This is a genomic window from Collinsella intestinalis (assembly GCF_902501455.1).
GTDB classification, from domain to species: domain Bacteria; phylum Actinomycetota; class Coriobacteriia; order Coriobacteriales; family Coriobacteriaceae; genus Collinsella; species Collinsella intestinalis.
This window is the reverse complement of record NZ_CABWIC010000011.1, coordinates 16,808-38,586: the sequence shown is the minus strand read 5'-3', so window position 1 is coordinate 38,586 and position 21,779 is coordinate 16,808. Positions and strand designations below refer to the sequence as shown.

At 59.4% G+C, this 21,779-nt stretch carries 20 protein-coding genes; 9 read left to right on the top strand and 11 right to left on the bottom strand.

Going from position 1 to position 21,779, the window contains the following annotated elements:
• Positions 1–256: 256 nt before the first annotated feature.
• Positions 257–1,231, top strand: coding sequence for a helix-turn-helix transcriptional regulator (locus tag AOBCEHNH_RS05290; RefSeq protein ID WP_226803303.1), 975 nt, complete (start codon positions 257–259; stop codon positions 1,229–1,231).
• Positions 1,224–2,165 carry a helix-turn-helix transcriptional regulator gene (locus tag AOBCEHNH_RS05285; RefSeq protein ID WP_152063457.1) on the top strand — a complete coding sequence of 314 codons (942 nt, stop codon included), beginning with the start codon at positions 1,224–1,226 and terminating at the stop codon, positions 2,163–2,165. The genes AOBCEHNH_RS05290 and AOBCEHNH_RS05285 overlap by 8 nt, the downstream gene beginning before the upstream one ends.
• A gap of 59 nt (positions 2,166–2,224) precedes the next feature.
• Here the strand turns inward: AOBCEHNH_RS05285 and AOBCEHNH_RS05280 are convergent, their stop codons facing one another.
• Entirely contained in the window at positions 2,225–5,158 is a 2,934-nt protein-coding gene (locus AOBCEHNH_RS05280) for a helicase C-terminal domain-containing protein (protein ID WP_152063456.1), read from the bottom strand.
• Positions 5,155–6,114, bottom strand: coding sequence for a D-alanine--D-alanine ligase family protein (locus AOBCEHNH_RS05275; protein ID WP_226803301.1), 960 nt, complete (start codon positions 6,112–6,114; stop codon positions 5,155–5,157). Before AOBCEHNH_RS05275 ends, AOBCEHNH_RS05280 begins: the two co-directional genes overlap by 4 nt.
• Positions 6,115–6,273: 159 nt before the next feature.
• On the opposite strand from AOBCEHNH_RS05275, the gene rlmN reads away from it, so the two are divergent.
• Positions 6,274–7,320 carry a dual-specificity RNA methyltransferase RlmN gene (rlmN, locus tag AOBCEHNH_RS05270; RefSeq protein ID WP_152063455.1) on the top strand — a complete coding sequence of 349 codons (1,047 nt, stop codon included), beginning with the start codon at positions 6,274–6,276 and terminating at the stop codon, positions 7,318–7,320.
• A gap of 187 nt (positions 7,321–7,507) precedes the next feature.
• Here rlmN and AOBCEHNH_RS05265 read toward each other — a convergent pair whose 3' ends face one another.
• The 9 genes from AOBCEHNH_RS05265 to rpmH all read right to left on the bottom strand — a co-directional run bounded on the left by AOBCEHNH_RS05265 (position 7,508) and on the right by rpmH (position 13,138).
• Positions 7,508–7,759: a hypothetical protein gene (locus tag AOBCEHNH_RS05265; RefSeq protein WP_152063454.1), complete on the bottom strand. Its 252-nt coding sequence runs from the start codon at positions 7,757–7,759 to the stop codon at positions 7,508–7,510.
• A gap of 15 nt (positions 7,760–7,774) precedes the next feature.
• A complete protein-coding gene (locus AOBCEHNH_RS05260; RefSeq protein ID WP_118272229.1) occupies positions 7,775–8,587 on the bottom strand; it encodes a ParB/RepB/Spo0J family partition protein in 813 nt (270 codons plus the stop codon).
• A 43-nt stretch (positions 8,588–8,630) separates the two neighbouring features.
• Complete coding sequence (locus tag AOBCEHNH_RS05255; protein WP_006723484.1) at positions 8,631–9,431, bottom strand: ParA family protein; 801 nt, start codon at positions 9,429–9,431, stop codon at positions 8,631–8,633.
• A 682-nt stretch (positions 9,432–10,113) separates the two neighbouring features.
• The gene (gene rsmG, locus AOBCEHNH_RS05250) at positions 10,114–10,887 is read right to left on the bottom strand and encodes a 16S rRNA (guanine(527)-N(7))-methyltransferase RsmG (RefSeq protein ID WP_152063453.1); all 774 of its coding nucleotides are present in this window, start codon (positions 10,885–10,887) and stop codon (positions 10,114–10,116) included.
• Positions 10,888–10,986: 99 nt separating this feature from the next.
• Complete coding sequence (locus AOBCEHNH_RS05245) at positions 10,987–11,559, bottom strand: Jag family protein (RefSeq protein WP_152063452.1); 573 nt, start codon at positions 11,557–11,559, stop codon at positions 10,987–10,989.
• Positions 11,560–11,609: 50 nt separating this feature from the next.
• The gene (locus AOBCEHNH_RS05240; RefSeq protein ID WP_152063451.1) at positions 11,610–12,389 is read right to left on the bottom strand and encodes a YidC/Oxa1 family membrane protein insertase; all 780 of its coding nucleotides are present in this window, start codon (positions 12,387–12,389) and stop codon (positions 11,610–11,612) included.
• A gap of 31 nt (positions 12,390–12,420) precedes the next feature.
• Complete coding sequence (gene yidD / locus AOBCEHNH_RS05235; protein ID WP_118272202.1) at positions 12,421–12,648, bottom strand: membrane protein insertion efficiency factor YidD; 228 nt, start codon at positions 12,646–12,648, stop codon at positions 12,421–12,423.
• Entirely contained in the window at positions 12,626–12,988 is a 363-nt protein-coding gene (gene rnpA / locus AOBCEHNH_RS05230; protein WP_152063450.1) for a ribonuclease P protein component, read from the bottom strand. Before rnpA ends, yidD begins: the two co-directional genes overlap by 23 nt.
• Before the next feature lie 6 nt (positions 12,989–12,994).
• Positions 12,995–13,138 (bottom strand): 50S ribosomal protein L34, encoded by a 144-nt coding sequence (gene rpmH / locus AOBCEHNH_RS05225; protein ID WP_039910401.1) that lies wholly within the window; start codon positions 13,136–13,138, stop codon positions 12,995–12,997.
• A 341-nt stretch (positions 13,139–13,479) separates the two neighbouring features.
• Here rpmH and AOBCEHNH_RS05220 point away from each other — a divergent pair, with 341 nt between their 5' ends.
• From AOBCEHNH_RS05220 to gyrB, 6 genes are all read left to right on the top strand, one after another.
• Positions 13,480–14,874: an ATP-binding protein gene (locus AOBCEHNH_RS05220; protein ID WP_152063449.1), complete on the top strand. Its 1,395-nt coding sequence runs from the start codon at positions 13,480–13,482 to the stop codon at positions 14,872–14,874.
• Positions 14,875–14,937: 63 nt separating this feature from the next.
• A complete protein-coding gene (locus AOBCEHNH_RS05215) occupies positions 14,938–16,704 on the top strand; it encodes a DnaA ATPase domain-containing protein (RefSeq protein WP_152063448.1) in 1,767 nt (588 codons plus the stop codon).
• Between the two features lie 231 nt (positions 16,705–16,935).
• Entirely contained in the window at positions 16,936–18,039 is a 1,104-nt protein-coding gene (gene dnaN / locus AOBCEHNH_RS05210; protein WP_006723493.1) for a DNA polymerase III subunit beta, read from the top strand.
• Positions 18,040–18,051: 12 nt separating this feature from the next.
• Positions 18,052–19,134 carry a DNA replication/repair protein RecF gene (gene recF / locus AOBCEHNH_RS05205; protein WP_152063447.1) on the top strand — a complete coding sequence of 361 codons (1,083 nt, stop codon included), beginning with the start codon at positions 18,052–18,054 and terminating at the stop codon, positions 19,132–19,134.
• A gap of 53 nt (positions 19,135–19,187) precedes the next feature.
• Positions 19,188–19,568 carry a DciA family protein gene (locus AOBCEHNH_RS05200; protein WP_118272208.1) on the top strand — a complete coding sequence of 127 codons (381 nt, stop codon included), beginning with the start codon at positions 19,188–19,190 and terminating at the stop codon, positions 19,566–19,568.
• A gap of 161 nt (positions 19,569–19,729) precedes the next feature.
• The gene (gyrB, locus tag AOBCEHNH_RS05195) at positions 19,730–21,754 is read left to right on the top strand and encodes a DNA topoisomerase (ATP-hydrolyzing) subunit B (protein ID WP_152063446.1); all 2,025 of its coding nucleotides are present in this window, start codon (positions 19,730–19,732) and stop codon (positions 21,752–21,754) included.
• The last annotated feature ends 25 nt before the right edge of the window (positions 21,755–21,779 follow it).

Sequence of the window (21,779 nt, the reverse complement as noted above, 5' to 3'; positions counted from 1 at the left end):
GCCAGTATACCCTTACTTGCGCCCTACCTGCCGAATTTTGACTTGGCAAGGCCTCTCGAACAGGTGCGTCGCGGACCCTCCACACCAGCTGCCCGCCATTTGTCTTGCACTAAAATGGGTGGGTGGATACATAATTGTGCCCAAAGCAGTATCAAGCTGAAAGGGAAGTACCGCCGTGCACAGCACAACCGCGCACACAAGCGAAACACATCCTGACATGCCGAAGCCGTCCAGGCGGGTCGAGGGCGCACGCAGGATGCTCAACCTCCTATTCTCCCTGCACGTCTCCCCACGCCCACTCACGACGAGCGAGATCGTCGATGACCCCGAAATCGGATACCTTGGCAAAAAATCGGCGACACGAGACAGCCGCTGCAAGGCGTTTAGACGCGACCGAGAGACCCTCGCCGAGCACGGGGTTCACGTCCGCGAGGTCCTGCCGCAATCTGCGGGCGGCATCGCGGTAAACGAGGAAAGCGCTTGGGCGATCGATCGCGAGCGAACACATGCCGCCCAAGGAGTTCTCTCGCCTTATGACGCCGAGGAGATCGTCTGCGCCATCGACCAGGTCTTCGAGCTCCATGCGGACGACCCGACCCTATGGCCGCTGCAGACGGCGCGCACCAAGCTGTGCGAACTCGCCGGCAGAGACCCGTCGTCACCCGAGCGGGCAAATGAAGGCAGGGCTGACTTGAAATCCATCTGGAACGCGTTCGACCGGCTCAAGCCCGTCGAGTTCATCTATCGCGACGCTCGCGGCATCGAGAAGAAACGCATGGTGGATACCTACGGCATGTTCACGCATGGAACGCATTCCTACCTTGTCGGATTCGACCACGATGCCGAAGACCTGCGCACCTTCCGCACCGACCGCATCCTCTCCGCGAAGCACGCCCCCGACACGCGCCCTTCCTATGTAATCCCCGCCGAATTCGATGTCACAGGTCACCAATTCCTGCCGTTCGACTTCTCCCGGACGGCCGCGAGGCCGTGCACCTTCACGTTTCCCGCGGGAATCGCGGCTGAGGAACTCGCGCTCATCACCCAGGGTAGGGGCGAACTGGCACAAAGCGACGACGCATGGACCTGGGATATCGCGGTGCGAGACCTCGACGCCGCGGCATCCTTCACCCTCGAGCACGCCAACCTGGGCATGCGGGCGCAGGCCCCCAGCGAGCTCGCCGGGCTGGTTCGCGACCACATCGAAAAGGCGGTGAGCGCACATGAGTAGCGTCAACAAGCGCGCCCTCTCATCCGAAGACCTGCTGCAGACCGCGCTCAACCTCATGGAGCGCCTGACGACCGCCTCAAGCGCCAGCGTCGACGCGGCGTCATTCGCGCGCGACGCATCCATTTCCCTCGAGCAGACAAATGAGGTTGTCGAACTGCTGCAAGGAGTTGCCGATGAACGCAGCGGATCGCACATAGCCCTCGACTACCAAGATGGAGCGATAACCCTCTCGGGCGACGCAGGCCGCCTGGACCCCGTGCGGCTCACGCCGGCAGAGTCGCTGGCCCTGCGCCGCGTGCTCACGACCTGCAACATCGGTGACGACGTGCGCGGGCGCGTCGAGGCGGCATTGTGCGCCGGCCCCGAAGCGGACAACGAGACCACGGTCGATAAAACCATGGGTGGCGATCGGCTGCTCGGCGGTTTCTACCCTGTAATATCCGAGGCCATCGCCATCGGAGCGCGTCTCGCCATCTCCTACCGCGCCGGCGACGAGTGCAGCCCGAGCGCGCGCCTGGTCGACCCCAAGTTCATCGAGGTTTCCGGTGACGCCGCGTATCTCGTGGCCTGGAACGTTGAGAAGGACGCCCAACGCAGCTACCGCCTCGATCGCATCGCGAATGCCGAGATCACCGACGATTCCGTTGAGCGCCACGATTTCTCCCCGTATTCTGCCGCCGAAAGCCTGCGCGCCCATGGTGCAGACGCGACCCTACGCTTCGTGAACAGCGGCGAGCTCGCATCTCGTGATTGGGAGGGCATCCACCGAGACACCGCGGACGAGCAAGAGGATGGCAGCGCACTGGTCCACATCAGCTACACGTCCGCGCCCTGGCTTTTCTCACAAATCGCGGCCGCAGCCGGAGCCATCGTCATCGAAGAGCCCGAGAGCCTGAAAAACGACTTCAGAACGTGGGCGAAATCGCTGCTATAAGCAAATGGGGCGCTCATGGGCGCCCCATTTATTACGCAAGCCCCAATACGCCGCGCTCTTTAGCGACGCTCATGGCTCTCGCGCCACATCTCCAGGTACCTGCCGACTTGACGAACCTCGATCCGCTGATGCGGGGCGGGAAGGGAATTCAGGAACTTCTTTCCGTACCCCTTGCTCACCAGACGTGAATCGGCCAGCACCAGCACGCCGGCGTCTGTCGACGTGCGAATAAGACGGCCGGCAGCCTGCTTCACCTCGAGCACCGCCTCCGGTAATGAGTAACGCGCCCAGGCGCGATCCTCGCGGGCACCGCGCTCGCATGAGAGCGGGTCGCTCGGGCTGGCGAACGGAAGCTTGGGGATAACAACGCAGCGCAACGTGTCGCCAGCCGCATCAAACCCCTCCCAAAACGCCTTCAACGCAAACAGCGAGCTCTTCTCATTCGAGAGGAAGCGGTCGCGCAGGATCTTTGCGGAGGTCGTGCGGCGCTGGCAGTCGAGCGCGAGACCACGCTGCGCGAGCCGGGGCTCTACGCGGTCGTACAGTTCCTCCATGTCGCGTCGGTTGGTGAACAGCGTGAGCGTGCTACCGCCCATGGCGATATGAACATCGACGAGCAAGGTTTCGAGCGCCGAGAGGTACGCATCGCGGCTGCGCGGATCGGGCATATCCGATGCCACCACAACCGCCATGTTGCGCTCGAAGTCATAACTCGAATCGAGATGGACGGAACGAGAGCTCGACGACGAAATACGGTCCAGACCCACGGCGTGCTGGAAATGATCGAAGCTGTCCGAAACCGTCATGGTCGCGGAGGCGAAAATCGCGGTGTGAACCTCCGGCAACCATTCCTCCGCAAGAGCCTCGCCCACATCAAGTCGCTCGGCGGTCAGACATTCACCGCCCGCTTTGAGGCGACGATTGACCTGGCAAGAATATACGTAGCGGTCGTCCGCCCCATCGAGGATGAGCCTAAGGCCATCGCGAAGCTCGCGCATGCGACGCTGCCCGTCCGCGACATCGGTCACTAGGTCGGGCTTCTCCTCGGCCACGGTCTCCACGAGTGATGCCAGGTTCTTGGTCGCCTCGTCCAGAGCGTCGAGCGCGGTGCGACCCACCTCCTCAAACCCAGCCCACGCCATGGAATCGCGCAAGTCATTGCCAATCCACATGTTCGCGTTGTCGTAGCCGCCCTCGGACCGAGCGGCGCGGGCGAGTTCGCGCACCGCGTCGAACAGCTCGGCCATGGCAAGAGAGGCGCGCTGCGTACTAGAGGACGCCTTCACAGTGAGGCCCATGAACAGTGTTGCCGCGACGCTCAGCGCCAGGTCGCGGGCGATCTTGCCAAGTGCCCCGGCGCGATCGCCTCCCAGGCGCTCAAACACCGCACGGCTCTCGTCGGCAGACACTTTGATGGCCCATTGACGACGCGCTTCCGACTCGATGGAATGCGCCTCATCAACCACCCAGTGACGAATGGGAGGCAAGATCTTGCCCTCAGCGGCAACGTTGCGGAAGAGCAGGGAGTGATTCGTCACAACCACATCGACGCGGGCCGCACGACGGCGCGAGCCGTGAACCATGCATTTATCGGGGTAGAACGGGCACAGGCGGCGCGCGCACTCACGGGAAGACGTGGTGAGGTCGGCCTTGTTCACGCTGCGCCAGCGAATACCCAGCCCATCAAGGTCCCCCGTGGGAGACTGGCAGGCAAACGCATATAGAACGGCGATGGCAGTCAGGGTGTCCGCCGGGTCGCGGTTGGTCTTGATTTCCTGGGCGCGGGCAAGGCGGTCGAGCTTGCGCAGGCAGGGATAGTGGTCGTAGCCCTTGAGGGCGCAATAGGTGAGACCACCGTCCATCTCACGAGCCAAACGTGGGAGCTCGTGGTAGATCAGCTGGTCGGCAAGGTTGTTCGACTTCGTCGCAATACCGATGGTCACCTTATTTCTTCGGGCTAGCTCCGCCATGGGAACGAGGTAGGCGATCGACTTGCCAACGCCGGTACCGGCCTCGATCACGCGGTGCGTGGAGGTGGCGAGCGCGTCGCGTACTTCGACGGCCATCTGCACCTGCTCCGAGCGCGGCTCGTATCCGGGATACATCCTGTTGACCAGGCCGCCAGGCGCAAAGCACTCCTCAATCTCCTCGCGCGAGGGAACCGAAACTCCAACGAGCTCGTCCGCATCCACACGGGCCGCGGAGCCGATCTCCGCCTCCTCGTAACCCTTGAGAAGCTCGTATCGAGAATCGACAAGAGAGAACACCGCATCGGGTTCCTCAGCGGCCAAGAAGCTGAAAATCGGACGGTACGACCACGGAACGTCCGGATGCATATCCGCCAAGCGGCGCATGAGGCCGGCGGGAAGGTCGGCTAGGCCGCACAGAAGAATGCGCCACACGCCGCACAGCGCCTCAACATCGGCATTTGCGCGATGCGACACGCTCTCGCAGCCAAAGAGCTCGGCCATGACGGCGAGCTTATGCGACGCCAGGCGCGGCAGCGCGATGCGGGAGAGCGCGAGCGAGTCTATCCAGATATCGGAAACATCGGCTCCACCTGGAACCTGCTCGATGAACCCGCGGTCGAATGCCGCGTTGTGCGCAACCACGGGACACCCGCCAACGAACTCCGCCAGGGACGCCACAGCGTCAACTGCCGAGGGCGCATGCGCTACATCGGCATTCGTGATGCTCGTCAGCTTGGTGATTTCCTCGGGTATCAGCCCGCTCGGTTTCACAAAGGTGTCGAAGCGATCCACAATCTCGCGGCCGCGCAAGCGGGCGGCCGCGATTTCAATCAACTCGCTATCGCGGTGCGACAATCCCGTGGTCTCCGTATCGAGCACGATGACGTCGTCCTCTATCAGGCCAAACGAACGAGTTTCAGCGCGCTGGGCGAGTGTCGCATAACGCTCCACAATCGCCGCCGGCGTGCCGGGCAATACTGCGGCAGCCATCTCGAGCGGCGTAGCCGCCGCGGCGACGCTCATCGAGCGGCTCGCTCGAGGGCCAGCTCGACCAGCTCGGCGCACAGGTCGCTGAAGGCGATGCCGGCGTGACGAGCCTCGTCGGGAACGAGGGACTCGGATGTCATACCGGGGATGTTGTTCGTCTCGAGAATGATCGGGCCATCCTCTGTCACGATGACGTCGGTGCGAGAGATGCCGAACAGGCCGAGCGCCTCGTGTGCACGGCAGGCAATGTCCTGGACCTGGGCGTACACATCTTCGGGCAACTGAGCCGGAATACGATGGATGTCGTTGGGGTCGGCGTACTTAACCTCGAGGTCGTAAAACTCCGACTGCTGCGGCATCATGATTTCCACCACGGGAAGCGCGCGCAGGGTCTTACCATCGCCCAAAGCGGCAACGGAGCACTCAACACCAAAGACACGATGCTCAACCATGACCTTATCACCATGCTCAAAAGCAAGCTCAATGGCGGCCGTGAGTTCCGAGGGATCCTTCACCAGAGAGATGCCATAGCTCGAGCCGTTTACAACCGGCTTGACGAAGCTCTGGGGGCCCACGATCCCGACGATCTCGTCAATCGACGGCATATCGGCGCGAGTGAAGGTGACACTCGGTGCAACGGGCAGACCTGCGCGACGATACAGCAGCTTGGAAAGGTCTTTGTCCATTGCGATACCGCTCGCCAGGGAGTTTGACCCGGTGTAGGGGATGCCGAGGAACTCCAGGATGTGCTGGGTCATGCCGTCCTCGCCGCCAAAGCCGTGCAGGGCGATAAAAGCAACGTCGTAATTGCCGTTTTCCAAACGAGAGAGGAAGCCCCGCTCGCCGGGATCGACTATTTCAACCGTGCCGTAGCCAGCCTCGGTGAGGGCAGCAGCGGCGTTCTTGCCCGACGCAAGCGAGATCTCCCGCTCATCCGAGATGCCGCCTGCCAGAACCGCCACCTTCATCTCATGACGCTCTTTGCCAGCCATGTCGCCGCCTTTCACCATTTTCCCCACGCGACCTGCAACGCGAGGTGTCTATTTCACGCAATAACCGTGCGCTTCGCCATGAAGCGCACAACAATACCCTATTGTATAGGGTAACTATGCACCTGGGGGCCAATCACCCCATCACCCGAAAGGCGACAAATGGAACGCACCAATCGTTCTCGCGATATTCGTCAATTCGACCTCGATGACCTCAAGGAGCTCATGAAAGAGCTCGGGCAGCCCGCGTTTCGCGCCAAGCAGCTTTACGAGTGGGTTCACGAGAAGAACGTCTGTTCGTTTGACGAGATGACCAACCTGCCTGCCGGCCTGCGCCAGTCTCTCACCGAAACCTTTGCTTTCAAAGTCCCCACCGAGCTTGTGAAGCAGGTCTCCAAGGACGGTTCCCGCAAGTACCTGCTTGAATTCTCCGACGGCGTCTCTGTTGAGACGGTCGGCATGCCCAATCGCAACAAGCTGGCCGTCTGCATTTCCTCGCAGGCCGGATGCGCCATGGGCTGTGCCTTCTGCGCCACGGGTCTTGCGGGTCTTTCCCGCTCGCTCACCGCGCAAGAGATGGTCGACCAGGTCTTCCACGTTTCTCGTGACTTCGGCGAGCGTGTTACAAGCGTCGTCTTCATGGGCCAGGGTGAGCCCTTTGCAAATTTCGACAACACCGTTGAGGCACTTCGCATGCTGAACGACCCCGAGGGACTCGCGATCGGCGCACGTCACCTCACGGTCTCTACCTGCGGCGTCATCCCTGGCATCCGCCGTTTTGCCGAGCTGCCGGAGCAGTTCACGCTTGCCATTTCGCTTCACTCTGCGATTCAGACCACGCGCAATCAACTTATGCCCGGCGTTAAAAAGTTCACCCTTCTGCGGCTGCATGAGGCCATCCAGGAGTACGTCGAGAAGACCGGACGCCGCCCGACATACGAATTCGCCATGATCGACGGCATCAACGACACCAACCCTGAGATGCAGGCCCTTGTCGACTTCTGTGCCGGCACGCTTTGCCATGTGAATCTCATCCAGCTGAACGACATTCCCGACAGCCCGTTCCGCCCGTCGCCAATCGAGAAGGTCGAGGCGCTGCAGCGTCGTCTGACCATGCACGGCGTCGAGACCACCATCCGCAACTCCCGTGGCGGCGACATCGATGCGGCATGCGGCCAGCTCAAGCAGCGCCGCTTCCGCGCTCGATAGGGAAGAGCAACATCAATCAGACCGTTTCATGTGAAACCGTGTGACTCGCCTTCCACTCTCTCTGGTCATTCAGATACGAAAAAGACCACCCATGTTTTGGGTGGTCTTTTTTCATGACGATAACCGCATGTGAAGTCTGGTCATTTCCCTAGGCTCAGACAATGGCATGGAATATTATTTAGGTACCTTAGTATCCTAGCTCCTCCCACTGTCGTTCGACCCAAGCCTGATTGATCTTCGGATTATGAGTTGCTTGAGCTGTTCTCATTGCAACCTCTTCACTCATCGTCTGCATCGCATCATGAGAAATCGGATTGAGCTGCTCAAGTTTCCCCATAATAACTGAACCCAACTCAGTTTTATTCACGAGATACAACCCGATCCCCAAACCGGCAACTATTGAGGTCGCAAAGATCAGTGCCTGGTGAGAGCGTTTCACAACAACCGCCTAGCCTTACTCAGATTCAACCATAGAGGCGAGAATACGCTGCAGATCGTCCTCGTCCTTAAACTCGATTTCAATCTTGTTCTTGCCGCGAGTCGAACGAACCTTCACGTTCGTGTTAAATACCTGACGCAATACACGTGCAGCCTTCTTGTACGATTGCGGAGTAACCGGACGAGGTGCCCGAGGCGCATCTCCGACAGAAAACAGTGGAGCAAGATTCTCAGTCGCTCGAACCGACAAACCCTCCGCTATGACCTTCTCAGCCAACTTGATGCGAGCCTCTTCAAATGGAACGGCAAGAATCGCGCGAGCATGCCCAGCGGTCAACTTTCCCTCATACATCATCTGCTGAACAGCCTCTGGCAGATCGAGAAGCCTCAGAGAGTTCGTGATGGCAGATCGTGACTTGGACACCGCCTTCGACAAAGCCTCCTGCGTCATCCCACTGGCTTTGATAAGCTGACGATAGCCCTTGGCCTCTTCAATTGGATTCAGATCGGAACGCTGAAGATTTTCAATGAGAGCAATCTCGAGCATCTTCTGATCATCGACGTCCTTAACAATAACCGGGACTTTATCAAGTCCAGCGATCTTGGACGCCTGATACCGTCGCTCACCGGCGATAATCTCGTACTTACTTCCATTTTTACGAACAAGCAGGGGTTGGAGAACACCGTTTTCACGAATGGACTCGCTCAGCTCTTCCAACTCCGACTCATTGAAGTGTGTACGTGGCTGATTAGGGTTCGGAAAAATCTCCTCAATCGACATTTGGGTCTCAGTGGCTGTATAACCAGTCTCAGACTGAGCTTCACCCATCAAGGAACCAAGACCACGGCCAAGAGCCGGCTTCTTCTTGGGGCTAGGCACGACGAATCACTTCCTTTGCCAGATCCATATATGCACGAGCCCCCTTGTTTGAAGGCGCATACTCAATCACGGGCATTCCGTACGAAGGAGCTTCAGAGACCTTCACGGAGCGAGGGATACAGGTCTTAAACGCTATGTCACCAAAGTAGTTCTGAACTTCCTCAACAACCTGGTTTGAGAGCGACGTGCGCGAATCATACATGGTCATCAAGACGCCATACGTATCCAGATCCTTATTAATGCGACCCTTAACCATGCGCATGGACTCAAGCAACTTGGTAACACCTTCAAGCGCATAGTACTCGCATTGAATAGGGATCAAAACGCTATCTGCTGCAGCAAGTGCATTGATGGTAAGAAGGCCAAGTGACGGCGGACAGTCAATAAAGATGAAATCAAACTCGTCTTTGACCGGTTCGAGGAGATCTTTCAATCGCGTCTCGCGCGCCATTGCAGAAACAAGCTCAATTTCAGCACCTGCAAGCTGGATGGTGGCGGGAATAATAAAGACACGCTCACTCACAGTATCGTGAATCAAGTTCTCAGCAGGAACATCATGAAGCAATGCATCATATATGCACTGAGACAATCCCTCTTTATCAACACCGATACCGCTCGTACTGTTTCCCTGCGGGTCAAAGTCAACAATAAGAACCTTACGGCCTTGCTTACCAAGTGCAGCCGCCAGATTCACAGTCGTGGTCGACTTACCCACGCCGCCCTTCTGGTTGATGATTGCAATGGTATGAAGAGGTTTCGCGCTTTTCGAGCGCTTTACGTCGCGAAATCCCACATTACCTCCTGTTATCTTCTATTTGTTCTGCATTTCAGGTCTCTTGTAGGTGAAGTTTCACGTGAAACCTAAGGTTGTATTCCATTATGTTTCACGTGAAACCAGTATTCAAGCTCTACTTTGTACCATGAGAACAAATCTCGCTTAACCCAACGTAACTTTACTGAGATCGTCAATCTAACATTGCGTGCGGACCACACATTATGACCGGTATCCTTAACACACTGACACGTCGTATGCCTGAGGCCGAACCGGACATAGGATCAATTCGTCCTACTCATCTCAAATACGAGCTTTCGCTAAGCAGCGAGAATGATCAACTGATTCTTAACACTAATATGCATAGATGCTCTAGAGAACAGAATGATACCAAGCATCCCATATCATGATGATAAGTGAACTGCTCAATTGAAAACTAAACGTGTGTTACCCTTCAGAACAACAGGCGTTTAATCATCATATAGAGTTACTCATTGTATGGAGCACAGCCGCTCTTGCATACGACCACACACCATAAGTCAAAACAAGAATCCAATTACAAGTGCATGCAGTGCCTGTCTATCAGCTTGCAATTCAATAACTGGTGGATTGTTTGAAATTGCACCGCCAGCACAAAAAAACGACCGGGTGTTTCACGTGAAACACCCGGTCGTGGAACAACGTCAACAGAATTAATAGCGCTCTAGGAGGCCAAGGGCTGCTTCTTAGCGAGACCAACTGCACGAGGCAACTTTATCTGAGGCTCAGAAACCTTCTGATAGAGGAAAACGGAGCGATGGCCAAGTCCGCGAGGCAAGTCGAATTCATCACAGCCAATAAGCTCCAAACCGCAAATGGCAGCAGTCTTCTCAGCATGGTTCAACTCAGAGGCATCAGGATTTGCCTTTGCAACGACCAGATAACCATCATCCTCGAGGAACGGCGTGCCATACTCAATGATCATTGACATCTGGCCAACAGCGCGGGCAAACACAGTGTCGAACCGACCGCGCATCTTCATCGCATACGATTCACAGCGATCGTGAACGCCTTCAATATCATCTATACCCAAAGCGTCAATAAAGGCATTCACTGCATCAATCTTCTTGCCAACAGAATCAAGCAGCACACCAGAACATCCAGTATAAAGAGCGAAGGGGATGCCGGGGAATCCGGCGCCAGTGCCCATATCAAGGAAATGCTCAGGTTCAACAGGAAGGTCACGATACAGTGCAAGAGAATCGACAATATGCAGAACCAGGGCGTCATGAATATCCTTGATGCGAGTAAGGTTCATGACCTGGTTGACCTGGTTCACATATAGAAGGTGCTTCACACAACGCTCGGCAGTCTTAGCATCAAGTTCGATGTCGAGCTCAGAGGCAAAGCCGATAACCTCAGTGACAAGAGCGGCGATCTCATCGACAGACTCGTCAAACGGGCGCAGCGTAATGGTTCGGGACGTTTCATTAACCATATGTATCAATCCAATCAATGACTGAAAACCACGGAACGTGAAGTTGAGTCAAAAAAGGGGCGCATAAGCGCCCCTTGCTGTCAGGTGTATATGAGCACCTTAGCGAACGGTAATCACAACACGACGCTCAGGGTCAGTGCCCTCAGAGTGCGTGTCAATGCGATCATCGTCACGCAGAGCGATGTGAACCAGACGACGCTCGTATGCAGACATAGGCGGGAGGTTCACGGTGCGGCCCTGCGCAACGGCGCGGGAAGCTGCAGAGTGTGCCATGCCAACAACCTTGTCATGACGGCGGCTCTTGTAACCCTCGACATCAATGGAAACCGGATAACGGAAACCAAGCTTACGACTCACCAGGAGGGAGACGATCGTCTGAAGGGACTCGAGCGTGCGGCCATGGCGACCAATAAGAACAGCCAAGTCGGGAGCGGTGATGTCCAGAATCAGCTCGCCCTCGTCGCCCTCGTACTCATCGATGGGAGAGTTGGCGGCATCGAAGAATCCAAGCAGGTCGCGCACAATGGAGATGGCCACGTCGGCAATAGTGTCGAGCTCCTCGTCAGTCAGCTCCTCGCCTGCCTTATAGCGACGAGCGATCTCGGGATACTCCCCGGCGATCTCCTCTACGGACTCCTCAGCCGGAATCTCTTCAATAAGCTCTTCAGACATGTCCAACTCCATCGTTAGGTACCTAATTGGTATATATACCAGGTGTGTGACTAGCGCTTCTTGTGCGGGCGCTTCTTGTGCTCGTGACGGACAACGTCAACCTCGATCGGGGCGTTGACCATGCGGGCCTCTTCCTCGGCCTTGGCCTTGTCGATGACCTTCTGGGTCACAAAGATCTGCTGAACGACCTGCCAGGCGGAAGAAACGTCGTAGTACAGCAGAACGCCGGCGGGCATACCCCAACCCATGACGAGCATCATGACAGTCATGACAACCATCATCATCTTGGTGCTCTGCACCTGAGCGCCCGTCTGGTTGCGGGTCATGTACATCTGGGGAATGAAGGTCAGGACGCCAAACAGAATCAGCGCGATGAGGTACGGCAGCGCTGCACCGAAACCGTCGGCAAGGGCCTGGGCAGGCGAAGTGACGAGGTTCGGCAGGATGTTGAAGAAGGAGAAGCCCTTCTCAGCCGCATCCGGGAAATAGTGACCAAGGTCGCGCAAAAGGTTGAACAGCGCGACCAGGATGGGCATCTGGATCAACAGGGGCAGGCAGCCGCCAAAGGGGTTGAACTTGTTCTCAGAGTAGAACTTCTGCAACTCCTCGGCCTGACGCTGCGGATCGGCAGCGTAACGCTCCTGAATCTCGAGAAGCTTGGGCTGTAGGACCTGCATGCGGGCGGTCGACTTGATGGACTTGAGCATCATCGGGGTCAGCAGCAGGCGAATGATCACCACCAGGATGATGATCGACAGGCCCCAGTCGCCTGCGAAGCGCTGAATGAGCTCGAGCGCCTGGAAGAGAATCTGAACAATCCAGTCCCACATACGAATAATCCTTACCTTAAGAATTTGATAGTTATGGCACGGGATCATAGCCGCCAGCATGAGTGGGAACGCAGCGCAAAATGCGCCGCAGCCCGAGCCAGCAGCCTTTGACCACGCCATATGCCTGTATTGCCTCAACAGCATACTGTGAACAGGTGGGTATGTATATACACGCATCGGGCAAAAGGGGCGAAACGCACCGCTGGTACCAGTGGATGGCAGCGATGACGGCGCGCTTAAACACGCCCTTCACAACCATCCTTAAGCCCGGACGTGCTCGCGTGCGCGCGGCGGAGCAGCGACTGCAATGCAGCTTGCATATCCTCGGGAGACGCCGTGCGCGTACGCGGGGTAGCGAACAAGATGATCTCGCGACCCTCGACCGGTAAGCAGCAGGCGCGCGCCGCCTCACGCAGCACGCGCTTGCTCCGATTGCGCACAACGGCATTTCCCAGCCGTTTGGCAGCAGCGAAGGCGACCCTAGCCGGATCGCCTTCGCTGACACAATCACATATAACCATGCGAATCAGAGGATGATTTAAGCGCTTCCCCTGAGTGAACACCCGCTCGAAGTCCTGATGGGACTTGATGGTCTGCATGAGAGCTTAGTTGTCGCTCACCGTGAGACGCTTGCGGCCCTTGGCACGACGACGTGCGAGCACAGCGCGGCCGGCCTTGGTGGCCATACGGGCGCGGAAACCGTGGGTCTTGGCGCGCTTGCGCTTGTTCGGCTGGTAGGTACGCTTCATGGTAAACATCCTCCTGGTGCGTTTTGACTACTCGACTACTCGAAAAAATACGCGTGAGCTAGGAGATTGTAGGGAATACGGTGCGCGAATGTCAATCTCAGAACCATGAAATGCGCATAGTTTACTGAGGAGCCTGGCGTGCTTTTCACAGCACCTCTCACCATTCGCCCATTCTTTCAGACTTTTTCATCGACTTTTCCACAGGTTGTTCTAGGTCTGTTGATAACTTTTCCGAGATTTCCAACACTTTTCAACACAGAAGGAAAACTTGTTGAAAGTTTTGAATACGCGGGCCGTGAGCTGGTATCCTAGGCTCACGACAATCGTGGAAAGAATGCAGCATGTCAGAAGATTTCTATCCCTTTGTGGATTCCGGGGACCCCGCCCCCGACAACACGCACCTCGTTGGGGGATCCGCGGCCGCGACTGCGGCCGATGCGGTGGAAAACGCGCCCAACCAGGTCTCTTACACCATCCGCATATCCGTGTACGACGACATGTTGTCCACCCCGCGCGTAATCGTGGTCGAGCAAAGCGACGTGAGAACCTACCTCGAAGACGTTACCAACACGGTTTACCGCACCATGAAAGAGCAGGGTGGAAAACTTTCACTCATGATTATTCGAGAGCTCGTGGAGAACTTCATCCACGCACAGTTCTCAGAACCCGTCATCTCCATCCTGGATAACGGCAACACCATCCGCTTTGCCGATCAGGGACCGGGCATCGGAGATAAAGAGCGCGCATTCGAGTTCGGCGTCACAAGCGCCGACCGAGAGAAGAAGCGCTATATCCGAGGCACGGGCGCGGGCCTGCCCATGGTCCAGCAGTATGTTGAAAACGCCGGCGGCGCGATAGCCGTGGAGGACAACCTGGGCGCCGGGACAGTCGTGACCGTAAGCGTCGACCCCAAACGCGCAGCCGAACTCGAGCACGCTGTTTCACGTGGAGCGGCCGTACGCAGCGGCTGCGCGCACGAGGCGGAACCCATGCAAAGCCCAACGGATCCCTGGGGCGCGGGGGCGTATCAGGCTGGAACCTACCCGGCTCAAACCGGATATCCGCAACAACCCTACGGAGCCGGAGCGTACCCAGGGCAGATGCCTTACGGCATGATGGCCGGCCAGATGCAGGGCGCAAGCCAGGCCCAACCCGGCGGTTTTCCCGGAACTCAGGTTCCGGCAGGAGTGGTGCCCGGTGCGCAATTCCCGGGCGCGATGATGCAAAATCCGCAGCCCTCCGCATCCGAGAACCAGCCCGTCGAGACCCAGGCCCCGTATCCCCCACAAACCCAGGCAGCACCTGGTTATCCCGGGGCTATGCCAGGCTACGGCCAGATGCCCGGGGTGCCAGGCGCATTCCCGCAGCAACCCGCCTACTACCCCGGATACCAACAGGGATATCCCATGCAAGGTTTTCAACAACACCAGGGTTACCCCCAGCCCGGGTTCCCGCAGGCAGGCGCGGCAGGCCAGGGATACACGCAGATTGCAGCCGCACCCGCGCAGCAGGGTCCATACGTAAGCGAGCGCGGCGCGGCGGCACTGCTGTTCATCTACCAGAACGGCAAGGGCGGACCAACCGACCTCACGCGCGCGCTCGGGCGCTCGGACGCCACGTGGTCACGCGAGCTCGATGCGTTGGCGAGCACGGGCCTCGTGCATAAGCCCCGTCAGAAGTATGTGCTCACCGACATGGGTAAGGCCTGGGTCGAGCAGAGCACGGGGGCGCAGTAGCGCCCAACGCACACCGCAGGATTCAACCGCGAGCAACCGCGACACGAGAAGGAATCGTGAGACATGGATAACGAAGCGCGCATCCTCCTGGACGACGTCATAGCGTTTTGCCGCCGCGATGGCCGCGAGACGCGCCTTATCAACATGCTCGAGCAGTGCGGGGCAACGGGATTTGACGACGAATCCCTGACCATCCAGGTCCCCAGCCGATTTGCCTATAACTACCTCGTCAAACAGCGCGAGCTCATCGAGCGCTATCTCGAGGAGATCTCGTTCATGCCCATGGTCCTCAACGTGGTGGTAGCCGAGGGCGGAGCGCCGAGTGAGACGCAGACGCCCACGGCGGCGGCCACACCGACGGTGCCGGTGACGGCGGCGGCCGCGTCTCTGGCGCCGGCAGGCGATGGCCTGCCGCAGAGAGCCGCCGAGGTGCCGACGAGCTTTACCGAAGCTCCCGCAAGCCCGTTTGCGCCGGCGGAACCCGTCGCAACCAGCGAGCCCACGGTCGCCGCCCCCGCCAAGTCCGAGCCCATCTCCAAGTCCGGCGTCACGGTGCGCAACACCGTCTCGCCCGAAGCGTTCCGCAAGATGATGGACGAGATGCGCAGCCAGGACCCCACCGGCAAGCGCCAAAACGTCACCGCGCCGCAACAGCCTGCTGCGACCCATGCCCCCGTGGCGGCAGCGCCCGCCGCAACCCCAGAACCCGACGCCGCTGCCTTGGATATCAACGCCAAGTACACGTTCGCGAGCTTTGTCGCGGGCGACGAAAACCGCCACGCCTTCAACAGCGCCATGCGTTTCGCCGCCTACGCCGAGGAGCCGCAGCAGTGCCCGAGCCTATTCATCTACGGCAACTCGGGCCTGGGCAAGACGCACCTGCTCTTCGCCATCCGAAACTACCTGGCCAAAGAAAAGCCCTACATCCGCGTGAAATACGCGAATTCTCAGGCCTACCTCGACGATTACATGAACGAGCTCGGCGCCCAGCGTGGCCCCGGCAACCTCATCATGCGCGAATACCGCGATGCCGACATCCTCATCATCGACGACGTCCAAAACATCGTGGGCAAGCAGGCATCCGTCGAGTTCTTCTTCCAGCTCGTGGACAGCTTCATCCGCGAAGGCAAGAAAATCGCCCTGGCATCCGACCGCGCGCCCAAGGACCTTGCCATGGACGAGCGCCTCACCAGCCGCTTCAGCAGCGGCATGCTCTGCCTGGTGTCCGAGCCGGGCTTTGAGATGAAATACGTCATCCTCAAGCGCTACTACGAAAGCATCATCCAGCAGGACGAGGACCTCACCTCCATGAACGTGGACACATCGCTGCTCCAGGCTCTGCCCTCCTCCGAGGGCAAGCTCACCGACGAGCACCTGCGCCACATGGCCGAGATCTCGGGCAACAACATCCGCTCGCTGGAGAGCTTCTGCGAGCGCTGCGCCAACCTCTCCTCGGAGCGCGAGGCCGCAGGTGCCGAGCTCACCGCCGAGGACATCGACCGCGTGGCCAAGATCTACTTCAACACCGCGCACAAGATCATCCACGTCGACACGGTTCAGCGCGTGGTGGAGGAGTTCTACCATGTGAGCCATGAGGAGCTCGTGGGCAAGCGGCGCACGGCAAACATCGCCTTTGCGCGACACGTGGCGGTCTACCTCGCCAACAACCTCTGCGAGATGACCACCCCGGCCATCGGCGCCGAATTCGGTGGGCGAGACCACTCCACGGTCCTCAACTCCCTCAAGGTGGTTGAGAACAAGATGCGCGAGGACCGCCGCATCGTAGAGGACATCCAGAACCTCAAGAACACCATCCTTTTGAAGTCGTGAGAACACGTCGTGAAAACATGGGTGAAGCCTGTGGAAAACCTGGGTGGAAAACTCGTAAACCGGTGGAGGGAAAATAGGTGGATATCTCACGGGGGAAAACAAGCGCGTTGTCTACAATGGATTGTTGAAAGAAAAACGGCCCAACACCTGGGCAAACGAGAGTAGTCCACACCATCCACTGCGTTATTACTGTTATTACCTATATATATTTAAGAGAGGAATAATAAAGAGATGAAGTTCACGGTCAGCCAGTCGGCCCTTTCCGATGCCATCGCCGTCGTGATGAAGGGCATCGCTCCCTCATCTACGCTCCCCATCCTCTCCGGCGTGCTCGTGCGCGCCGCCGACGGGGTCCTTGAGTTCCAGACGTCCAACTACACCATCTCGATCCGCCATCGCATCGCGGCCCGCGTGGACGAGGAGGGGCAGGTTGTCATTCCCTGCAAGATGCTCTCCAACATCGTCAAGACCCTGCCGGATGCGCCGGTGTCCTTTGAACTGGCCGAGCGCCAGGTGACCATCACCTGCGAGCGCTCCACCTTCCGCCTGAACACGCTGGACGCCGGCGACTTCCCCGAGTTCCCCACGTTCGCCCTCGAGCGCTCCGTCGAGCTGCCCGCGAACATCCTGACCGAGATGGTCGGCCGTGTTTGGCGCGTTACCTCGACGGACAAGAACCGCCCGGTCCTCAACGGCGTGTACATGACCGTCGAGAACAACACGATCCGCCTCGTTGCCACAGACTCCTACCGTCTGGCCGTGTGCGACACTCAGGTCGAGACCTCCTCGCTGGAAGGCAGCTTTGAGCTGAACGTGCCCGCCGACGCCTTCAACGACGCGCTCGCCATCACCGGTGGCCAGGGCTCCATCTTGATTGGCTCCACGGATACGCAGGTCGTGTTCGTGGCCGGCAACACCACCTACGTCGCCCGCCGCATCGAGGGCATGTACCCCAACTACAAGGCGCTCCTGCCCGCGTCCTGTGCCACCACGGTCAAGATCGACGTGGCCGCCCTGACCTCCGCGCTCAAGCGCGTCTCCACGGTCGCTCAGGCCAACTCTGCCGTTAAGTTCGACATCTCCGTCGAGACCGGTCAGATGATGCTCTCCGCCATCTCCAACGACCAGGATGCAGCAACGGCCACGGTCGAGGTCGAGGCCGAGGGCGCCAGCGGCGTTATCGCGTTCAACTATCACTACATCTTCGGTTGCCTGAACGTGCTCTCCCGCGAGAAGGAGATCACGCTCGAGCTGCAGAGCTACAACCAGGCGGGCGTGTTCAAGTCCTATGACAAGATCAACTACCTCTACCTGGTCATGCCGGTCCGCATCTAGTCCCCACCGCCCATGCCCATCGCCGCGACGGAGCTTTCCGTTCTCCATTACCGCAGCTTCGATGACCGCAAAATCGAGCTGGACCCAGGCATCACGGTGCTCGTGGGCCGCAACGCCGTGGGGAAGACCAACCTCGTCGAGGCGCTGCAGTTGCTCACGGCGGGAGCCTCGTTCAGGAAGCCCACGGCCTCCGAGCTGCTGCGCGATGGCGAGGGCTCGGGCCGTATCCGCCTGATGCTCGAGGGGGAGGGGCGCCTCATCGAGATGGGGCTCGACTTTTCCGAGGGCAAACGCTCGTTTACGCGCAACGGGAAGAAGACCCGTGCCGCGGGTATCCGCGGCGTGCTGCCGAGCGTGCTGTTCTGCCCCGATCACCTCGACATGGTCAAGCGGTCCGCATCACGCCGCCGCGAGGCGCTCGACTCCTTTGGCGTACAGCTGAACGAGAACTACGCCAAGCTGCTGGCCGCGTACGAGCGCACGGTCGAGCAACGCAACAACCTGCTTCGCGACGGCTACGCTCCCGGTTTGCTCGAGGTGTGGGACGAGTCGCTCGCCACAACCGGCGCCCAGCTGCTGCTGCATCGCACGGCCCTACTCGAGCGCATCCGCGAGCATTTCATCGAGGTCTACCGCGCCATTGCTCCGCACGAGGAGCCCGACGTCCGCTATGTGCCGAGCTTTGGGGAGCTGGCCGGCGGCCGCGAGGCGATCGCAGCTCAGTTCTTGGACGTGCTCGCTCAGCGCCGTGAGGACGAGCTCCGCCGCGGCTGCACGCTCGTGGGACCGCATCGCGACGAAGTGCTGTTCACCATCGACGGCCGCTCAGCCCGTGACTTTGGGAGTCAGGGACAGCAGCGCTCGATCGTGCTCGCGTGGAAGATCGCCGAAGTCCAGGTGACGCGCGATATCCTGGGGCGGTATCCGCTCCTGTTGCTCGACGACGTGATGAGCGAGCTCGACGCCGCCCGCCGCGACGCCATCGTGGGCTTCATTGCCGATGAGATCCAGACGGTGATCACCACCACGAACCTCGGCTATTTCGCCGACGACATGCTCGCCCGCGCCCGCGTGATCCGCATCGGCGATGTGTAATTGGGGACGGGTGCAAATTGCACATTCGCACGTGGAGGAGAAGGGGAAATGACATGGGCAAAGTGACCAAGAAGGGTCGCCTCAAGGCCACGGCCGGCCTGGGCGAATTCATCAACTCCGAGAAAATGCGCCTGTTTGACGGCGCCACCCCCGAGCGACAGGCGCAGTTCCGCCGTGCCGAGCGCCGTCATGTCATCTTCCAAGCGTGGAACAAGGTGTGCGCCGGCACGCGCGAGGGCAAGCACGTCACGGGCCTGCACTACGTCGCCGAACGCGATGAGCTCATCGTTTACACGGATGGCGCCTCCTGGACCCAGGAGCTCACCATGATGCGCGAGATTATCCGCGCCCGCATGGATGCGTGTGGCGGCGCCGTGGGCAACATCGTGGTCAAGACCACCCGCCCCGGCTTCGCCAAGGGTCCTCGGGAGTAGCGGGACCGTCCCCGATTACACATCCGAGCCAAAGTCCCCGCAAACGGCCTCTCAGGGGCTTGTAGAGGTATTCGGGACCTCGACCATCGCGCGTTTTACCTTCGTTCCATGCGATAAACTGTAAAGGTTAGCCATACTTCACGCTAAAAAGGGAGAACCACGTGGCGAATGAGAACGAATACGGCGGAAGCGAGATCAAGGTCCTCGAGGGCCTTGAGGCCGTTCGCGTCCGCCCTGGTATGTATATCGGTTCCACGAGCTCGACCGGCTTGCACCACCTTGTGTGGGAGATCGTCGACAACTCCGTCGACGAGGCCATGGCCGGCTTCTGCTCCAGCATCGAGGTCACGGTCCATCCCGACAACTCGATTACCGTCGTGGACAACGGCCGCGGCATCCCGGTCGATATGCACCCGGTCAAGAAGATCCCCACGCTCGAGGTCGTCATGACGATCCTCCACGCCGGCGGCAAGTTCGATAACTCGGCCTACAAGGTCTCCGGCGGTCTGCACGGCGTGGGCGTCTCCGTCGTCAACGCGCTCTCCAAGAAGATGAACGTCCAGGTTCGCCGCGACGGCAAGGTCTACGAGATGGAGTTCTCCCGCGGCAAGACCACTCAGAAGATGCGCGAGATCGGCACCTCCAGTACGACCGGCACCACCGTCACCTTCTGGCCGGATGATGAGATCTTCGAGACCACCGTCTACGACTTCGACATCCTGCACGACCGCCTGCAGCAGACGGCGTTCCTCAACAAGAACCTCAAGATCGTCTTGCGTGACGAGCGCTCGGTGGAGCCCCAGGTCGAGGAGTTCTGCTACGCCGGCGGCATCATCGACTTCGTCAAGTTCCTGAACGAGGGCAAGACTGTGCCCGATGACCTCAAGGATCCCATCTACCTGGCCGGCGCGTCCGAGGAGGGCGCCCCAATAGAGAAGACCGGCGAGGTCGAGGTGGCCATCCAGTGGAACACCTCCTACTCCGAGAGCGTGGTCTCCTTTGCCAACGACATCCGCACCATCGAGGGCGGCATGCACATGGAGGGCTTCCGCGGCGCCCTCACCAGCGTGATCAACGAGTACGCCCGCAAGAACGGCATCATCAAGGAGAAAGAGGGCAACCTCACGGGTGACGATATCCGCGAGGGCCTCACCGCCGTCGTCTCCGTCAAGCTCGCCGACCCGCAGTTCGAGGGTCAGACCAAGGCCAAGCTCGGCAGCTCCTTCATGCGCACACTCACCCGCAAGATCGTCTCCGAGGGCCTGGCCGACTATCTCGAGGAGCATCCCAAGCAGGCGCGCGAGATCATCAAGAAGGCGCAGCAGGCGAGCAAGGCCCGCAACGCTGCCCGCAAGGCGCGTGAGGCGACCCGCCGCAAGTCGCTGCTGGAGACCGCGAGCCTGCCCGGCAAGCTCGCGGACTGTTCGGAGCGCAATGCCGAATTGACCGAGCTCTTCATCGTAGAGGGCGATTCGGCAGGCGGTTCGGCTAAGGACGGCCGTCGCCGAGACATCCAAGCGATCCTGCCCCTGCGCGGCAAGATCCTGAACGTCGAGCGCGTGGGCGATCACCGCGCCTTCTCCTCCGAGACCATTCAGTCGCTTATCACCGCCATCGGCTGCGGCGTGACGACCGGCAACGGCGACGGTGGCGATTTCGACATCACCAAGGCCCGTTACCACAAGATCATCATCATGACGGACGCCGACGTCGATGGCGCCCACATCCGTATCCTGCTGCTGACCTTCTTCTACAAGTACATGCGCCCGCTCATCGACGCCGGCTACGTGTACGTGGCCTGCCCGCCGATCTTTGGCATCAAGGTCCGCAACAAGATCCACTACGTCTATCCCAACGGCCGTCAGGCCGAGGACGAGATCCTGCGCGACTCCATCGCCGCGCTTGGCCTCAACCCCGACGAGTCTGAGGACGAGCAGTCCAACGGCAAGGTCACCAAGAAGCGTAAGGGCTACACCGTCCAGCGCTACAAGGGTCTGGGCGAGATGGACCCCAAGCAGCTGGCCAGCACCACTATGGACCCCAAGACCCGCATCCTGCAGCGCGTGACCATCGAGGACGCCATCGTGGCCGATCGAGCTGTCCGCGAGCTCATGGGTTCTGAGGTGGGGTACCGCCGCGAGTACATCGAGAAGCACGCGCACGACGCCCGCTTCCTGGACGCCTAGCCGTCCCCAATTACACATCTGTGAC

What these genes read in the sequence shown, in the direction of transcription:
- rlmN (WP_152063455.1), top strand. Translation starts at nt 6,274, where the DNA reads ATGGAACGCACCAATCGTTCTCGCGATATTCGTCAATTCGACCTCGAT.
- recF (WP_152063447.1), top strand. Translation starts at nt 18,052, where the DNA reads ATGCCCATCGCCGCGACGGAGCTTTCCGTTCTCCATTACCGCAGCTTC.
- rpmH (WP_039910401.1), bottom strand. Translation starts at nt 13,138, where the DNA reads ATGAAGCGTACCTACCAGCCGAACAAGCGCAAGCGCGCCAAGACCCAC.
- AOBCEHNH_RS05240 (WP_152063451.1), bottom strand. Translation starts at nt 12,389, where the DNA reads ATGTGGGACTGGATTGTTCAGATTCTCTTCCAGGCGCTCGAGCTCATT.
- yidD (WP_118272202.1), bottom strand. Translation starts at nt 12,648, where the DNA reads ATGGTTGTGAAGGGCGTGTTTAAGCGCGCCGTCATCGCTGCCATCCAC.
- AOBCEHNH_RS05200 (WP_118272208.1), top strand. Translation starts at nt 19,188, where the DNA reads ATGGGCAAAGTGACCAAGAAGGGTCGCCTCAAGGCCACGGCCGGCCTG.
- AOBCEHNH_RS05280 (WP_152063456.1), bottom strand. Translation starts at nt 5,158, where the DNA reads ATGAGCGTCGCCGCGGCGGCTACGCCGCTCGAGATGGCTGCCGCAGTA.
- AOBCEHNH_RS05260 (WP_118272229.1), bottom strand. Translation starts at nt 8,587, where the DNA reads ATGGGTGAAGCTCAGTCTGAGACTGGTTATACAGCCACTGAGACCCAA.
- AOBCEHNH_RS05290 (WP_226803303.1), top strand. Translation starts at nt 257, where the DNA reads ATGCTCAACCTCCTATTCTCCCTGCACGTCTCCCCACGCCCACTCACG.
- AOBCEHNH_RS05245 (WP_152063452.1), bottom strand. Translation starts at nt 11,559, where the DNA reads ATGTCTGAAGAGCTTATTGAAGAGATTCCGGCTGAGGAGTCCGTAGAG.
- dnaN (WP_006723493.1), top strand. Translation starts at nt 16,936, where the DNA reads ATGAAGTTCACGGTCAGCCAGTCGGCCCTTTCCGATGCCATCGCCGTC.
- AOBCEHNH_RS05285 (WP_152063457.1), top strand. Translation starts at nt 1,224, where the DNA reads ATGAGTAGCGTCAACAAGCGCGCCCTCTCATCCGAAGACCTGCTGCAG.
- AOBCEHNH_RS05215 (WP_152063448.1), top strand. Translation starts at nt 14,938, where the DNA reads ATGGATAACGAAGCGCGCATCCTCCTGGACGACGTCATAGCGTTTTGC.
- rnpA (WP_152063450.1), bottom strand. Translation starts at nt 12,988, where the DNA reads ATGCAGACCATCAAGTCCCATCAGGACTTCGAGCGGGTGTTCACTCAG.
- AOBCEHNH_RS05220 (WP_152063449.1), top strand. Translation starts at nt 13,480, where the DNA reads ATGTCAGAAGATTTCTATCCCTTTGTGGATTCCGGGGACCCCGCCCCC.
- rsmG (WP_152063453.1), bottom strand. Translation starts at nt 10,887, where the DNA reads ATGGTTAATGAAACGTCCCGAACCATTACGCTGCGCCCGTTTGACGAG.
- AOBCEHNH_RS05275 (WP_226803301.1), bottom strand. Translation starts at nt 6,114, where the DNA reads ATGGCTGGCAAAGAGCGTCATGAGATGAAGGTGGCGGTTCTGGCAGGC.